Genomic DNA, 14,999 nt, shown 5'->3' with positions numbered 1-14,999 from the left:
GGCCGGGCAGATCGAGACCGCACTTCGGGGCACAGCGACAAGGGCCGCATTCCTGATCGGCAATCTGGGTCATTCGCAACAGGCGGCGCTACCAGCGCACCTCGGTGTCGCGGTCTGGTAGGTCTATTCCGCAGCACACCCAACCAAGGCGCTGCGCTGAACCGTAGTTGTACCGAGGCACAAGGTGAGCCGGATCATCGAAGGTACCGACGTGCAGCGCGATCTCGGTTGGCGACGCGTCGTAGCAAAGGCTGAGCGGCGACCCGCATTCTGGGCAGAAGCCTCTTTGCGCAATCGGCGAAGACCTTCGATATGTTGGCTTTCCGGAATTCCAGGTCAGGCTTTGGCAGGGCATCCGGGCAAGAACTGCAAACGCGCTGCCGGTCGCTCGTCTGCACATATCGCAGTGGCAGTAGTGAACCCTCGGTTCGATCCCGGCGCTGAATCGGATCCTGCCACAGAGACATCCGCCATGGATGGCCAAGGAACCGGGCAGGCGCTTGCCAACCTCACGCATTAAGATCGATCAAGGCGGCGCCGAACGCTCCGATCGCAGTCAAAGAGGCACTGCCGAGGTTTTGGTCGGTTGCGAAGGCTGTCAGCGCGCCGAACCCTTCGTCGCCGAGGTCGAGCACCACGACGAAAATTCTTTGCCCGCTGACCTGGTTAGCGAGCTTGGGTTTCATCGCGTTCCGAACCTGTTGCGGGGCAGTTAATGGGCATGGTGCTCGGCATTCCGCTTGCGGGTTGCCGCTGCCTTCTTTGCCGATTCCGATCGGCTTGCGGCTGACCGTGAAGCCGATGCCTTGCCGCCGCTTTTCCCACCCTTGTGGGCCGCGGGGTGTCCGGTGTGTTTACCACGACCCGAGCCGCCTTCTTTCTTGCCGCCGCCATCGTCCTTGTTGACGGTCGCCCATGCCCGGCGCTCGGATTCCTTCTCGGAAACACCGCGCTTCTCATAGCCTTCGGCAATGTGGTCGGCTTTGCGTTCCTGTTTGTCGCTGTATTTCGATTTGTCGCCTCGTGGCATGGTCGTTCTCCCGGCTCAATGATGTTTGAACGGTATGCCGGCGGGAGAGTTCCAAGCGGAAATTCAGAAAATTGAAAACGCGAGCGAGGATTTCGACCAACACGGAGCGTTATTGCTCCGGAGCCGTGGCGGTGCCGTGTAGCGGCGGCGCACGGCACCGATCACGCGTTTCTTGAAGCGATCGAGCGCGGCAAGCGTCTCCCTGGAGACGACGTCTCCGCGTGCCGTCTACTCGGTAGCCCAATGCAACGAAATACGTTCCGCGACCTCAGTAGCCACCGACCACCGGCAGGATCTCTCCCGTGATGTAACTCGAGCAATGCGACGAGGCGAGGAACACGTAAGCCGGGGCAAGTTCTTCCGGTTGCGCTGGCCGTTTCATCGGCGTATCCGCGCCGAATTTCGAGACGTCGTCGGCTTCCTTGTCCGAAGGGTTGAGCGGCGTCCACACCGGACCTGGCGCGACCGCGTTTACCCGGATGCCCTTGCCGCCCAGATTGCCCGAAAGCGCTCGCGTGAAGGCATGAATGCCGCCCTTGGTCATCGAATAGTCAACCAGTTGCTTGGAACCGTCGATGCCGGTCACCGAACCGGTATTGATGATCGCGGAGCCCGGCTCCATGTGCGGCACGCTCTCCTGCGCCATATGAAAATAGCCGTAAAGATTGGTCTTCAGCGTCGTGTCGAAATGTTCCTCGGTCAGGTCGTTGAAGTCACTGGAATGGATTTGGAAAGCGGCGTTGTTGACCAGCACGTCGATCCTGCCGAATTTTTCGACCGTCAGCGCCACGGCGTTGCGGCAATGCTCGCGTTCACTGACATCGGCTTTTATCAGTATGCAACGCCGGCCTTCCTTTTCGACGGCGTTTTTGGTCGCTTCGGCGTCCCTGTCTTCACTCAAGTATACGATCGCAATGTCGGCGCCCTCGCGGGCGAACAAGACTGCCACCGAACGGCCGATGCCGGAATCACCACCCGTGATAAGCGCTACCTTGTCATCGAGTTTTTTCGATCCGAGGTAGTAAGGCGCATCGTAGAGCGGAGCGGGCTCGATCGCCCATTCATGCCCCGGTTTGGGTTGATGCTGCTCGGGAAAAGGTGGCTCGGGATATTTGCGGGCGCCGGCTTGCATCGCTTGTTGCATTTTGCCAATGCTCTTCGTCTCGTCTTTGGCGTCGATACCACGCTGGATATGGCGTTGCTTGGCGGCTTCGGCTGAAGTCTGCGACTTAGTCTGCATGGCTTTCTCCTGTGCTCGGAGAACGAACAACGCATGCCGGGCAAAAAAGTTTGCGCAAATATCTCGATCCCGAAAGGGCTCGCCATTGCGAACAGCCTGCGAGGGGCGTGGAGCATTGGTCGTCAATAAGATCGGAATTGCCATGCCGGTGGCGTTCACACAAACACCACATTCATTACCCGCTCAAAGCACGCTCTTTTCAGAACCATAGGGTTTGGCAATGCGGACCATGCCTTTCGTCCGAAGGCGCTGGTATAAATAGAAAATCGTCATCAAGCCGATTGCTGCTCCAGCACCAAGACACAGCGCGAGCAATAGTTCTGCACCGACACCAAACGCAAGCAGAGTAACGCCCGCCGCAGCGACGATGGCATTTATGAATGCGATCATAGTAGCTGCAGTGGTCAGGTACGCCAGGAGAGGCCCAGTACGAAGAGAAGGTTCGGCGTCATTTTCGGGCCAGCGACCGAATTCCTTGGAAAACTGGAAGGCAGCCTCGTCGCCCAAAGTTCGATAGTAGGCTCTGATCCGGGCAATGCCGATATGGGCCTGCATGTTCTCAGCGGCGATGTCGACCAACCTCAAGACGGTAAAGGCACCCAGTAAAAAGACCGATGGCAGCACAACCGCGACAAACGGCAGGAAGAACTCGGAGGACTGCGTAACAAAGCCCGTTGCCACCAGAGCGCTCGACAGAGCCATAATGTAGATGGTCGTCCGCGACGCCATTTCACTTATGGACGTGCTGATCGCTGTCTGCTGCACGAAATGCTCTGTCGTCAGGGCCGCGAGAAACGAAGCATCGGGTGTCGGCGTGTCAGCCATGGAGTATGCTCCTGTCGGGTCGACCTGAGTTTTTCTTCGATATAGCGCTTGCGAGGCTGGCCGCCACTGGATGCTCCCGACGTCTGACCCATGCCGGTTTTATTGTGCCATATCCAGCGAGCCCGCATCACCGATCAGAAAGGGCCGATCATGTGGTCAGCAGACGCTGGCCATATCGCAGGCGAAATGTCTGCCGCGGTCAATCTGTATGGCCTCCTGTTGGGGATCCGGGTCGAAGCGCATTCGCAGCGCGGTTGCAGTTGGGAGCGGTTCCGCGGCGGCGCTGATGCGAGTGCGCGCATTCGTGGCAGCGGCCTCGAAACGAATTCGGTCCCTAGGCCGGCAACGCAAATTCACCGGCAAGTTCAATGGTGCGGGCTTGCGGGCCGACTTTTCGGTGGCGAAGCCCATGACCACGGTCCACCAGACTCATAAATCAGCAGCCCGGATCCTGCCTACTGCGGTATCTCCAGGCCCTGCCGCAATCCTGTCGCGACGACTGAGACCCTGAATTTTCCGGCGAGTGCCCGGTCGAATATGGCGCCGACGATGATGTCGGCGTCGGCGTCGACCTCCTCGCGGATGCGGGTGGCGGCCTCATCGACTTCGAACAGCGTCATGTCCATGCCGCCCGAGATCGAGACCAGGACGCCCTTGGCGCCGATCATCGAGGCTTCGTCGAGAAGCGGGTTTGCTATCGCCGCTTCGGCGGCCTTCCTGGCGCGGTCCTCGCCCGTGGCTTCCCCGGTACCCATCATTGCGCGGCCCATGTCGCGCATCACCGACTTCACGTCGGCGAAGTCGAGATTGATCAGCCCCTCCTTGACGATGAGATCGGTTATGCAGCCGACGCCGGAATAAAGGACGCGATCAGCCATGGCGAAGGCGTCCGCGAAAGTCGTCTTTGCGTCGGCGATCCTGAAGAGGTTCTGGTTCGGAATAACGATCACGGTATCGGCGCATTCGCGAAGCTGCTCGATGCCCTCTTCGGCGGCTTGCATACGGCGCTTCCCTTCGAAGGTGAACGGCTTGGTGACGACCGCCACCGTCAGGATGCCGGCTGCCCGTGCAGCGTTCGCTATGACGGGCGCGGCACCGGTTCCAGTTCCGCCTCCCATGCCGGCGGTCACGAAGCACATATGGGTTCCCGCAAGGTGGTCCCTGATCTCGTCGATCGATTCCTCGGCTGCCGCGCGGCCGATCGCTGGCAGGGACCCGGCGCCCAGGCCTTCCGTGACATGGGCACCCAGTTGGATCAGCCGCGATGCTTTCGACATGGTCAGTGCCTGGGCATCGGTGTTGGCGACGATGAACTCCGCACCCTGCAGATTTTCGGCAATCATGTTGTTGACCGCGTTGCCGCCGCCACCGCCCACACCGATGACGGTTATCTTCGGCCGCATTTCCGAGATGACGGGCCTTGCCGCGGTGCTCATCGTCTTGTCTCCTTGGAATTGATCGATAAAAAAGTTCCCGGAATGCGCCGCTTGAACACGCCAGGTGCAAGAATCAGGTTCTATCGCCTTGGCACAGGGAATCAGAGGGTGAACTTTGCGGCAAGACAAGATGTGGGACTTGTACCATATACGCCTGAACGAGCCGACCTTTTGGACGAGTCTCCAGCCAATTTCCGGAATTGGCCCGGCTTCTGGCCAGCGAAAATCCACAATCCGGGATCCAACCCCTTCAAGCTTCACGCGCCCGCCTCACGCGCCAGAACCTTGAGAATCTGGCGGCCGATCGACGCCTGACGCTTAGCGGATCGGCATCTTGCCGCGAAACAACGGCTGATGGGCCCGCATCAGAGCGGCAATCCGGTCGGCAATCTTTCGTACCGGCGGGGAGTGGCGTTCCTCATGGTGGGTGACGATCCACTGGTCGGTTTCGAGTTCTGGGATAGGCTGAGCGACGCGAACCAGCCGCGGATCGCTGTCGCCGACGAAACACGGAAAGACGGAAAGGCCGGCGCCCGCGGCCACAAGTTCTCGCACCGAATGGGTGTTGTTGCCGCGCACGGCGATGCGGTCGCCATGATGGGCTTGCAGCCAGCGCGCCGAGGCGACGTTTGCTCCTTCGCCGGTGACGCCGACGAACAAGCCGGCGGCGATGCCGTTGATCAGGTGGCGTCCGGAATAGATGGCATACGCGACCTTGCCGCTCTGACGGCCGGCCAGCCACTGTTCGGTCGGGCGCTCGCTGCGGATGCCGATATCGGCGGCGCGGCGACCGATGTCGACCCGGTCGGTGGTGGTGACGAGTTCCACCCTGATGCCGTCATCGACGGTCCAGATTTCGCCGATATGGGTGGAAACGAAGGCCGAGGTCCATGGCCCGGCCGAGACGCGGACAATGCGGTCGGGCAGGTTTCCCTCGCGCCAGCGGGTTAGCGACTGCATTGCTGCTTCGACGTCTTCGGCGCGCCGCAGCAGTTCTTCACCGACCGGGGTTAGTCGGTAGCCGGTCTGCTGACGTACGAACAGCGCTTCGCCGATCTGCTTTTCGAGCGCGGTGACGCGTCGTCCGAGTGTGGCTGCGCTGAGGCGCGTGGTTGCCGTCGCCGCGCTCAGGCCACCCAGCCGCGCAACGTCGAGAAACAACCTCAGATCGTCCCAGCCAATATCCATTTTGCAGAAATGAAAAACTCCTTGCGACCGTGGCTGTAGCGCGAAGCGGACATCATGCGCAAGTATGCAGCCGTTGGAGGCGCTCGAAATTCCTGCCCTGGTGGGACAATGACAGGCACCTCGGTTGGCCAGGAAGTCAGTCCAATCCTTTGATCGTGCATACGCTTTGCGCGATTGCTTTGCGTTTTCGACCAACTCAAGAGCGTGAGGTATTTCGCTCTCAAGGAGACGATCATGTTGCATGAACTTCGACACCGTTTCGCCCGCTGGCTTGCCTATCGCCAGACGCTTGCGAGCTTGAGGCGGCTTCCAGACAGCATATTGGCGGATGCGGGCCTTTCTCGCGAAGAGATCCGCGAGCGTGCCCGCGACGCCAGCCTGCGTCGCTGAGATTGGAGGCGGGCATGCAGAGAATGGAGCCGGCGGCGAGAAGCAATCAGGCGTCGTCTCCTCACTGCTGAGCTGCGGCTGAATGCGCCAATACGGTTGCCACGCTTGATGCCGCCGCAGTTTCGCTCCACATCGTGAGGGATGAAGACCGAGAAATCCGAGCGGCGTCGGACCTTGCTGTGGGCCTTGCCCGCATCGCTGGTCCTGCATGCGCTCATCACCGCGTTCCTGGTCTATGGCCTGCCCGTGCCTGCCCAGCAGCCGCAGGAGGAGGAACCGGTCAATGTCGCACTCGTCCCGCCACCCGAACCGCCGAAGCCTGAGCCCCCGCGGCCTCCAAAGCCTGAAGCGCAAAAGCAACCGGAACCGAAAGTAGAAAAGCCTGTAGCGGAAAAGCCGCCGGCGCTCGAGGTGCTGAAACCTGTATTCCAGTTCGGCGACAAGGATACCGGCCCCGGGAAATCCCTGGATGGAGCCAGCGCGCAGGATAATTCGCCGACACCGGTCAAGGACAAGGATACGAAGCCGCCAGGTGAGCCGAAGGACGTCGAGAGCAAACCCGCCGCGTCGCCAGACTCCGGGGAGCCGGCGGGTACGACCAAGACCGAGGAGAAGCCGGCAACCGCAGCCTCCGAGCCGACCCAGGAGAAGCAGGCAACCGAGGACGCGAGCAAGCAGGGAGCAGACAAACAAGAGCCGCAAGATGCTGACAAGCAGGCAGCCGCGACGCCGTTGGCCACCCCCGGCATTGATGGTGAGATCGAGCTTCCTGCATCGGCCCAGGCGCCGAAGGCCAGGCCCGAAAACGCGCCGAAGCGCAGCCCTGCAAAGGTCTCGAAGCCTGGAGGCGGAGGCGCCAGGAAGCCTAGCTCCACGGAGGTGGCCTCAGCCGGGGCTTACTCGGGCCTTCCGGGCGTCCGCGAGCTCTTCTCGCACGGCGCTACCGGCAATGCATTCGGCACCACCGCGACCGACGGCATGTCTCGCGGTGAGCGCGTTGCCACACTTTGCGCCAACGTGTTGGCCGAGGAGCTGAAGGGCGCCGAGTTTTCTCCCGAGTGGCTACCAATGAGACCGCTGAAGTCGGGCAATATTGTTATAGATCCGGATGCGGCCTTTCGCGCAACGATCGGATGGTACCATGTGAGCTTCCGGTGTGAGGTCGACACCGACGCGACGCGAGTGTTGTCCTTCGACTCTCGTGTCGGGTCTGCCGCCTCGCCAGCCGAAAGCGCTCAGCTTGAACAGGAACTTCGCCGGCAGCATTCGGGGGGATAGCCTGCGCGTTATCATGCCCACGCGCTGGGCGACTGGTTTATGTAGCACCAAGGCGCTGTGATTGGGTGCCGCGTGGTTGCATCTCAATCCGCCGGACGATTGGCTTTGCGCCACTCCTCATATTCGCCGCGGGCATCGTCATGCAGCGGATAGTAGCGCTGCAGCGGTGCGCCCTTCATCAGCTTCTCTCGCGAGAACTCTTCCCAATCGTGATGCTTCTGGGATTCTTCGATCACCTTTGCGGCCATTGCGACGGGAAGCACAACCGCCCCGTCGTCGTCCGCCACTATGATGTCGCCGGGGATCACCGTGACACCGCCGCAGGCGATCGGAACGTTGACGGCGTTCGGATAGATGCTGGTTTGCACATGGTAGTTGGGCGTCCAGCCGCGCAGCCATAGCGGCAGATCGAGCTTTTCCACATTCGGCCGGTCGCGCATGCATCCATCAATGACGATGCCCGCGCCGCCTCTGCCCTTGAAATAGGTCGACATCATATCGCCGAAGACGCCCGAGCTCATGTCACCGCGCGCGTCGACGACGACCACATCGCCTTCCTGCGCGTGATAGAGCACGTGCCGGTGCAGTTGCGTTTCCGGGTCGGCGTATTCTCCCTCGCTGAAGAGGTCCGGCCGCTGCGGCAGGAACTGCAGCGTCAGCGCCGGCCCGACGATCGACTTCCCATGGTTCTGCGCCACCGGACCGACCATGTGCGGATTGCGGAAACCCATGTGGCCCAGCGTGCCGGCAACCGTCGCGGCGCCGATTTCCCTCAGGGCGTCAATGAGGTCTTTGGGCGGCCGCGTGATGTCAGGGGTATGCGTCATTGTGGACTCCGGTTCAATTGGGACTACCAGTTCGTAACAGACCCGTCGCGGCGCCTGAGGTGAGGCGCTTCCCAGAAACGAAAAGCCTCCGCCCGGACCGCCGCTTCGTTGACCTCGACGCCGAGCCCCGGCAGGTCGCTGACCGGATAGTCGGGACCGTCGAGCCGTGGCTGCACGGGGAAGAAGTCGGAATTGTCGAAGCCCAGCTTCGTCTCGGGTTCCCTGGTCTCGAGCCACGCGAAGTTGGGTACAGCGGCGGCGAGATGCAGGGTCGCGGCCGTGCACACCGGACCAAGCGGATTGTGCGGCATCAGGTCGACATAATGCGCCTCGCTCCAGCCAGCGACCTTCATCGCCTCGGTGAGCCCGCCGACATTGCAGACATCGAGCCGGTTGAACTGATGGATGCCGCGCTCGATGTAGGGCAGGAACTGCCACTTGCTGGCAAATTCCTCGCCGATGGCAAAGGGAATGTCGGTCATCCTGCGCAGGGATTCGTAGGCTTCAGGTGTCTCGTCGCGGATCGGCTCCTCGAGAAAGTCAAGCACGCCGCGGCCGAGCTTGTTGCAGAAGCTCGCCGCCTCTGCCACCGACAGCCGATGATGATAGTCGATGCCGAGGACGACGTCGTCGCCCAGCGCCTCGCGCGCCTTGTTCAGCATGCTCGCGGTAGCGCCGATCGACTCGCGGGGTTCGAAGATGTCCCTGCTGCTTTGCCCTACGGGGAAGAAGCGGATCGCCTGCCACCCCCGTGCGCGCAGCTCCCGGGCTCGTTCGATGGCGACGTCGCCCTCGGCCTCGTCTCCGGTCGAGGCGAAGGTGGGGATGCAGTCGCGCTGCTTGCCGCCCAGCAGTTCGTAGACCGGCACCCCCAGCGCCTTGCCCTTGATGTCGTGAAGGGCGATGTCGATGGCGGAGATAGCCGCCTGCAGAACGCGCCCGCCTTCGAAGTACTGGCTGCGATAGGCCTCCTGCCAGATTCGCCCGATCTGCATCGGGTCACGGCCGATGAGAAACTCGCGAAAATGCTCGACCGCGCCGGCAACGGCCTTTTCGCGCCCGCTCAAGCCGCTCTCGCCCCAGCCGAAGACGCCCTGGTCGGTCTCGATCTTGACGAGCATCTGATTACGCGTTCCAACCCATACAGGATAGGGTTTGATCGCGGTGATCTTAAGCTTTTCAGTCATCCCCAACGTTCCCAATGAACCCCGTCTTGTCTCAGCCGGCCTTGAGGGCCAGTTCAGTTTCGCCATCGAACAGATGCAGCCGCTCCTGGTCGAACTCGAGCCAGATCTGCTCGTCAGGTGCGACGGAGATGTTGGGGGACACGCTGATGTTGACGATGGCGCCTGACAGCAACGCCTGCACGAAGGTGACGTCTCCGGTCGGCTCCACTGTATAGGCCCTGGCCGGGACGCTGCCTGGCACCGCGCTCTTGTGGAGCCTGATGGTCGAGTGACGTGCGCCGAGCACGACTTTCCTCGACGTTGCCTTCGCAACCTTCCGGGCGTTGAGCGGCGAGAGCTCAAGGCTCCAGCCCTCCGCGCCGGTCAACGCAGTGTTGCCGTTTGCTGTCGATGCCTCCAGTGGAACAAGGCTCATCGCCGGGCTGCCGATGAAGCTGGCGACGAACATGTTCACCGGATGGGCAAAGACCTGCGCCGGAGAATCGTATTGCAACAGGTAGCCGCCGTTCATCACCGCCATCTTGTCGGCCATGGTCACGGCTTCGAGCTGGTCGTGCGTGACATAGATGATGGTCGCCTTGAGGTCCTGGTGGAAGCGCTTGATCTCCGAGCGCATCTGGACGCGCAGTTTGGCGTCGAGGTTGGAGAGCGGCTCGTCCATGAGGAAAACGGCAGGGTCGCGGACGAGGGCGCGCCCCAAGGCGACACGTTGCTGCTGCCCGCCTGAAAGTTCGCGCGGCTTGCGCTCGAGCAGGTGCGTCATGTCGAGCACGCGCGCCGCTTCCTTGACCTTCCTGTCGATCTCGTCCCTGGGCAGCTTGCGCATCTGCAGCGGGAACGCCAGGTTCTTGTAGACCGATTTCTGCGGGTAGAGCGCGTAGTTCTGGAACACCATCGCGATGTCCCGGTCCTTGGGGTCGAGGTCGTTGACCACGCGGTCGCCGATGACGATGTCGCCCGATGTGACCGGGATCAATCCCGCGACAAGATTGAGCGTGGTTGTCTTGCCGCAGCCCGAAGGGCCGACGAGCGCAACGAACTCGCCGTCATTGACCGTCAGCGAAACGTCGTTGACAGCTTTGAAGCCGCCATAGGTCTTGACGAGATCTCTCAGGACCACGTGGGCCATCGGCAACTCCCTACGGCATGATGCCGAAAAGTGTGAAGCGGTTTTCGGACGACATCATGCTCTATCTCTTTGATATAGAGGCGCATTCAGATTTCAGGTCGAACAGACCTGAAATCATCCGGCTCTAGTGTTTGACCGCGCCTTCTGTAAGGGCGCGTACGAAGTATCGTTGCAGGAGGACGAACAGCACCACGACGGGCACGCTCATCATGAAGCTGGCCGCCATCAGGCCCGGAAAGTCCGTCGTATTCTCAGAGAAGAAACGCTGTATGCCGACCGGCAGGGTCAACTGCTCGTTCTTGGAAAGGAAGGTGTAGGCATAGATGTACTCGTTCCAGGCGCCAATGAAGGAATAGATCGCGGTGGCGATGATACCGGGCGTCGACAGAGGCATCACGATCAGGATGAAGGCCTGGAACCGGGTCGCCCCATCGATCCGCGCCGCCTGCTCGAGCTGCACCGGAATGTTGTCGTAAAAGCCCTTGAGCAGCCAGATCGCCAGCGGCAGGCCGAAGGTGAGATAGGTGAGAATGAGCGAGCCATGCGTGTTCACCAGCCCGATCGCGCGCATCAGGATGAAGAGCGGCACGAGAAAGATCACCGCCGGGAACATGTTGCGCAAAAGCACGGTGAAGAACAGGAAGTTTCGACCGGGGAAACGAAAGCGCGAAAAGGCGTAGGCCGCAGGAACGGCCACGATCACCGAAAGGATTGTGGTGACCGTCGACACGTAGAGGCTGTTCCAGAAAAAACGCAGGAAGTCCTGACCGACGCTGTTTTGCGGATCGAGCAGCTTCTGGTAGCTGGCCAGGGTAGGCTCTTCCGGCCACCATTGCGGCGGGAACTGCATCGCCGCGAAGCCGGACTTGATCGAGGTGATCAGCATCCAGATCATCGGCAACGCGGTGTAAAGCAGCATGAACACGAGGAAGATGCGCCCGGCCCAACGCCATCCGTCGATGCGCATGCGGCGCCGGGCCGGACGTTGAGGGACTGTCTCGACGATCGTGCTCATGCGCTCCCCTCTTTGCGCTCGTTGCCGGCCAGCGCACGGACGTAGAAGTAGCCCAGCACCATCAGCATGAGGAACAGGAGTACCGAATAGGCCGATGCGACACCCCATCGCTGCCGGCCGAAGGCGAGCTCATAAATGTGGGTGATCCAGATGTGCGAAGCGTTCGACGGCCCACCACCGGTCATGATCCACGGGATGATGAAGGAATTGAAATTGGCCACTGCGAGCAGCAGGATCGTCACCGTCGAGACGTTGCGCAGATGCGGGAAGGTGACGTGCCAGAAACGCTGCCATGCATTGGCCCCGTCGACTTCCGCGGCGCGCAGCAACTGGTCGGGGACCGTCTGCAAGCCGGCCATCATCATGATCATGGCAAACGGAAACTCGCGCCAGATGTTGACGACGATCAAGGAGGGCAGCACCGTGCTGACGTTGTCGATGAAGTTCGGCGGCCGGTCTGCCAATCCGAGGCCGACCACCACCGCGCCGATGATGCCGAAGTCCGAATGGTAAATCCACTTCCAGATATAGGAGGCGGCAACCGCGCTGATGACCCAGGGAATGATCAGGATAGCGCGCAGGACACCCCGGCCGATAAACTCGCGGTGGAGGGCCAGCGCGGCGGCAAATCCCAAGGCAAAGGCAACGAAGGTAGATGCGATCGTCCAGATCAGGGTGTTCAAGGTGACTTTCCAGAACACCTGACTGGTGACGATGGCCGTGTAGTTGTCCAATCCGATAAAGGTCTTGTCGCGGAGCTGCAGGCCAGGCGGCGTCTTAAAGAACGACAGCTCGACCGTGTAGTAGATCGGATAGGCGATGACGATGAGCATCACGGCGATCGCTGGAAGCACGTAAGCGTAGTCGGCGCGATGCTCCCAGATATTCCGCAGCACGCCGGAGCTACCTGGTTGCAATCTTCGGCGAGCCTCGGCCTTGCCGGTCACGATCGTCACGATGGCGTGCCCTTGTTGTTCGGAGCAACCGGCTGCACGCACTATCGGCACAGCCGGTCGGATCGCAGGTCAGGCCCGGACTAGAGTCCGTCCATCAGGTTCTTCACCTTCTCGGCCGCGTCGTCCGCTGCCTGGTCGACGGTCATCGCTCCGGTCAGGGCGTTCTGCAGCATGTCCGGGACGATGATATTCATGATCTCGGGCGATTGCGGCAGCGCCGGGAACGGAATGCCGTATGGCAACATCGAGGTGGTGACATCGAGGAACTTGATGTTGTCCAGACGTTCCTTCATCCATTTGGTCTTGAAGCCGTTCAGGTTGCCCGGGTTCGAGCCGGCATACGCCATCTTCAACGACCATTCAGGGCTCGTCCACATGCAGATGATGGCCTTTGCGGCCGGCTCGTCCACCTTGCCGCCCTCGACATATTCGGGCTTCAGGATGTGAATGTTCGAGCCGCCAAACACGACGGCCCGCTTGCCGTCGGGGCCGGTCGGAATCAGGCCATAGCGCATGTTGTCGATGACAGTCTGCGCCTTGTCCTTGTCGGCGCCCGTTGCCTTCTTCTGCAGGTCGAGCATGACGTTATAGTCGGACGGGTGCGAGACCATCATGCCGAGTTGGCCGGCGACGAACAGGGGCTGGTTATCGGCCTGCTGGTTGGTGAGGGCCGAGACCGGAACCGACTTGTCGCGAACATACATGTCGTAGGAGGCTTGCAACGCCGCCTTGCTCTGCGGGCTATTGAGCTCGACCTCCTTATAGGTCGGGTTCGCGGAGGCTTCGTCGAAGACACCGCCGCCATAGGCCCATAGTTGCGGCATGAAGCGGTACGGCGTGTTGCCGGCGTTCTTGCGCGCCACGAGGCCGTAGCCGGCTATGCCGAGCTTGTCATGGATCTGCTTGGAATATTTGACGACGTCGTCCCAGGTAGCCGGAGCCTTGTCCGGATCGAGGCCCGCACGCTTGAAAATGTCGGCGTTCCAGATGAACGCCATCGTCTCATTGTTGGTGGGAATGCCGTAGGTCACGCCATCCCAGGTTACCGCCTTCATGGCGCCGGGCCAGAAATCCTCTGTGGGATAGCCCACATCTTCCGGCTTGAGCGGCTGCAGATAACCCTTCGAGGCGAACTCGGTTCCGCCCAGGATTTGCAGGCGGACCGCCATCGGCGCGGCATTGCCCAGCAGCGCCGTGCGGAACTTGTCGAGAAGGTCGTTGTAGGTGAGGGCCTGATCCTCGAGCTGGATGTTCGGATAGGTCTTGCGGAAGGTCTCGAAGAAATCCTTGTAGTACTGGCGCAGGAGATCGGGGTCGCCCTCGAACACACCCTGATACCAGAACGTCAGTCGCCCCTTGTAGTCGAGCGGGGTGACCTTGCCGCAATCGGCGGCCGTGTCGAAATCCTGTGTGCCGGCGATGGAGCGCACATATTCCGGCGACCACTTGCTCAAATCGACCGGCGGCGCACCCAGCGCCGATCCCGACATGAGCGACGCCATCAAAGCAGTGGCGACAGTGCCGCGCAGGACGGCACCGCCGAGTGTAATCCTCGTCATAGTATCCTCCCAGATTCTCCCATGCCGCTGTGCGCCAAGGGGCTCGTCCGACCGTGCGGGATGTGTCCTTCTGCTCAATGTATCCCTTCGATCATCTGGTACGTTTTCAGATCGTGGATTGCCTGTCAACGCACCCGATCGTACATTGTTTGCAAAACGCGTGTATGATATCGAGCATGTGATGTACTAATCGGGGGATCCGGCTTTGGCCGAAACAAGTGATTTCAAAGCAGAGCCACCCGTGGGGATTGATCCCATCGCGGCGTCCAGCGAGGGCGCCTCGCTTTATGAGCTGATCCGGGAAGACATCATCGAGGGACGGCTCGCCGCCAACGAACGACTTGTGGTTACCGATCTCGCCCGGCGTCACGGCACCTCGACCAACCCCGTACGCGAGGCGCTGCAGCTGTTGCGAGGGGAGGGCTTCGTCACCTTTGTCGCCAACCGTGGCGCCCGCGTCCGACCCATAGACCAGGATTTCGTCCGGGATATCTACGAGATCGGAGTCCTGATCGAGCCGGCCCTGACGCGATGGTTCGTGAACATGGCGACCGGCGAGGACATCGCCGAACTCGAACGCATCCAGGCTCTGATCGAAGAGAACAACTTCACCGACACATTGCGGCACAGTGAATTGGATACCGCCTTCCACACCGTTATGTACCAGCGCCACTACAACCGCCATGCCGCCGAGCTTTGGTGGAAGCATCGCGAAGTGCTGCGAGCCGTGAGCCGGCGTTTCAATTTCACGCTCGCGCGGCGGGCCGCCATCATGCGTGAACACCGCGAGCTCATCGCGCATATCAAAGCGGGAAATGCCGACGAGGCGGCCGAACTCATTGCCCGCCATGTCGAGGGTTCCGGCCGGCACGTTCTCGAACAGATGCGTGCGCGCAATGCCGCTCGAGCCGGATAGAATTTCCAGCCCAGAACATCATT

The 14,999-nt window shown here is 61.1% G+C and carries 15 protein-coding genes; 3 read left to right on the top strand and 12 right to left on the bottom strand.

Translation table 11 applies throughout. The features are described from left to right. Positions 1 to 509: 509 nt before the first annotated feature. The 6 genes from X728_RS1000000170110 to X728_RS160015 form a co-directional block, all read right to left on the bottom strand. Positions 510 to 686 (bottom strand): hypothetical protein, encoded by a 177-nt coding sequence (locus X728_RS1000000170110; protein ID WP_023729484.1) that lies wholly within the window; start codon positions 684 to 686, stop codon positions 510 to 512. 26 nt (positions 687 to 712) lie between these two features. Continuing rightward, the gene (locus tag X728_RS160000) at positions 713 to 1,030 is read right to left on the bottom strand and encodes a hypothetical protein (RefSeq protein ID WP_023668087.1); all 318 of its coding nucleotides are present in this window, start codon (positions 1,028 to 1,030) and stop codon (positions 713 to 715) included. Positions 1,031 to 1,298: 268 nt separating this feature from the next. Further along, the gene (locus tag X728_RS160005; RefSeq protein WP_023830848.1) at positions 1,299 to 2,270 is read right to left on the bottom strand and encodes an SDR family oxidoreductase; all 972 of its coding nucleotides are present in this window, start codon (positions 2,268 to 2,270) and stop codon (positions 1,299 to 1,301) included. A gap of 183 nt (positions 2,271 to 2,453) precedes the next feature. After that, complete coding sequence (locus tag X728_RS160010; RefSeq protein WP_023704645.1) at positions 2,454 to 3,095, bottom strand: hypothetical protein; 642 nt, start codon at positions 3,093 to 3,095, stop codon at positions 2,454 to 2,456. 455 nt (positions 3,096 to 3,550) lie between these two features. Then, on the bottom strand, positions 3,551 to 4,531 hold the full coding sequence (gene ftsZ, locus X728_RS0134335; RefSeq protein ID WP_023696303.1) for a cell division protein FtsZ: 981 nt from the start codon (positions 4,529 to 4,531) through the stop codon (positions 3,551 to 3,553). Positions 4,532 to 4,849: 318 nt separating this feature from the next. Then, positions 4,850 to 5,719, bottom strand: coding sequence for a LysR family transcriptional regulator (locus X728_RS160015; RefSeq protein WP_023804862.1), 870 nt, complete (start codon positions 5,717 to 5,719; stop codon positions 4,850 to 4,852). Positions 5,720 to 5,953: 234 nt separating this feature from the next. Between X728_RS160015 and X728_RS0134330 the strand changes: the two genes are divergently transcribed. Beyond that, positions 5,954 to 6,109, top strand: coding sequence for a DUF1127 domain-containing protein (locus X728_RS0134330; protein ID WP_023712171.1), 156 nt, complete (start codon positions 5,954 to 5,956; stop codon positions 6,107 to 6,109). Between the two features lie 141 nt (positions 6,110 to 6,250). Further along, positions 6,251 to 7,387 (top strand): DUF930 domain-containing protein, encoded by a 1,137-nt coding sequence (locus X728_RS160020; RefSeq protein ID WP_023830847.1) that lies wholly within the window; start codon positions 6,251 to 6,253, stop codon positions 7,385 to 7,387. Between the two features lie 83 nt (positions 7,388 to 7,470). Here the strand turns inward: X728_RS160020 and X728_RS160025 are convergent, their stop codons facing one another. The 6 genes from X728_RS160025 to X728_RS160050 all read right to left on the bottom strand — a co-directional run bounded on the left by X728_RS160025 (position 7,471) and on the right by X728_RS160050 (position 14,060). After that, complete coding sequence (locus X728_RS160025; protein ID WP_023830846.1) at positions 7,471 to 8,214, bottom strand: ribonuclease activity regulator RraA; 744 nt, start codon at positions 8,212 to 8,214, stop codon at positions 7,471 to 7,473. A 23-nt stretch (positions 8,215 to 8,237) separates the two neighbouring features. Continuing rightward, positions 8,238 to 9,401, bottom strand: a complete 1,164-nt coding sequence (locus X728_RS160030; RefSeq protein ID WP_023691380.1) for a mandelate racemase/muconate lactonizing enzyme family protein — start codon at positions 9,399 to 9,401, stop codon at positions 8,238 to 8,240. A 31-nt stretch (positions 9,402 to 9,432) separates the two neighbouring features. Then, entirely contained in the window at positions 9,433 to 10,530 is a 1,098-nt protein-coding gene (locus tag X728_RS160035) for an ABC transporter ATP-binding protein (protein WP_023830845.1), read from the bottom strand. A gap of 124 nt (positions 10,531 to 10,654) precedes the next feature. After that, a complete protein-coding gene (locus X728_RS160040) occupies positions 10,655 to 11,545 on the bottom strand; it encodes a carbohydrate ABC transporter permease (RefSeq protein ID WP_023830843.1) in 891 nt (296 codons plus the stop codon). Continuing rightward, positions 11,542 to 12,501, bottom strand: a complete 960-nt coding sequence (locus X728_RS160045) for a sugar ABC transporter permease (RefSeq protein ID WP_023830842.1) — start codon at positions 12,499 to 12,501, stop codon at positions 11,542 to 11,544. The genes X728_RS160040 and X728_RS160045 overlap by 4 nt, the downstream gene beginning before the upstream one ends. 80 nt (positions 12,502 to 12,581) lie before the next feature. After that, positions 12,582 to 14,060 (bottom strand): sugar ABC transporter substrate-binding protein, encoded by a 1,479-nt coding sequence (locus X728_RS160050; RefSeq protein ID WP_023696294.1) that lies wholly within the window; start codon positions 14,058 to 14,060, stop codon positions 12,582 to 12,584. 205 nt (positions 14,061 to 14,265) lie between these two features. On the opposite strand from X728_RS160050, the gene X728_RS160055 reads away from it, so the two are divergent. Beyond that, a complete protein-coding gene (locus X728_RS160055) occupies positions 14,266 to 14,976 on the top strand; it encodes a GntR family transcriptional regulator (RefSeq protein WP_023691374.1) in 711 nt (236 codons plus the stop codon). Positions 14,977 to 14,999: the final 23 nt, after the last annotated feature.

The organism is Mesorhizobium sp. L103C119B0 (assembly GCF_000502235.1).
In the GTDB taxonomy this organism is placed as follows: Bacteria; Pseudomonadota; Alphaproteobacteria; order Rhizobiales; family Rhizobiaceae; genus Mesorhizobium.
The sequence above is the reverse complement of the archived record's forward strand: the minus strand, read 5'-3'. Positions and strand labels throughout refer to the sequence as shown.

Bases quoted from the DNA above. Each gene is read 5' to 3' on its own strand.
- X728_RS1000000170110 (WP_023729484.1), bottom strand. From the start codon at position 686: ATGAAACCCAAGCTCGCTAACCAGGTCAGCGGGCAAAGAATTTTCGTC.
- X728_RS160000 (WP_023668087.1), bottom strand. From the start codon at position 1,030: ATGCCACGAGGCGACAAATCGAAATACAGCGACAAACAGGAACGCAAA.
- X728_RS160005 (WP_023830848.1), bottom strand. From the start codon at position 2,270: ATGCAGACTAAGTCGCAGACTTCAGCCGAAGCCGCCAAGCAACGCCAT.
- X728_RS160010 (WP_023704645.1), bottom strand. From the start codon at position 3,095: ATGGCTGACACGCCGACACCCGATGCTTCGTTTCTCGCGGCCCTGACG.
- ftsZ (WP_023696303.1), bottom strand. From the start codon at position 4,531: ATGAGCACCGCGGCAAGGCCCGTCATCTCGGAAATGCGGCCGAAGATA.
- X728_RS160015 (WP_023804862.1), bottom strand. From the start codon at position 5,719: ATGGATATTGGCTGGGACGATCTGAGGTTGTTTCTCGACGTTGCGCGG.
- X728_RS0134330 (WP_023712171.1), top strand. From the start codon at position 5,954: ATGTTGCATGAACTTCGACACCGTTTCGCCCGCTGGCTTGCCTATCGC.
- X728_RS160020 (WP_023830847.1), top strand. From the start codon at position 6,251: ATGAAGACCGAGAAATCCGAGCGGCGTCGGACCTTGCTGTGGGCCTTG.
- X728_RS160025 (WP_023830846.1), bottom strand. From the start codon at position 8,214: ATGACGCATACCCCTGACATCACGCGGCCGCCCAAAGACCTCATTGAC.
- X728_RS160030 (WP_023691380.1), bottom strand. From the start codon at position 9,401: ATGACTGAAAAGCTTAAGATCACCGCGATCAAACCCTATCCTGTATGG.
- X728_RS160035 (WP_023830845.1), bottom strand. From the start codon at position 10,530: ATGGCCCACGTGGTCCTGAGAGATCTCGTCAAGACCTATGGCGGCTTC.
- X728_RS160040 (WP_023830843.1), bottom strand. From the start codon at position 11,545: ATGAGCACGATCGTCGAGACAGTCCCTCAACGTCCGGCCCGGCGCCGC.
- X728_RS160050 (WP_023696294.1), bottom strand. From the start codon at position 14,060: ATGACGAGGATTACACTCGGCGGTGCCGTCCTGCGCGGCACTGTCGCC.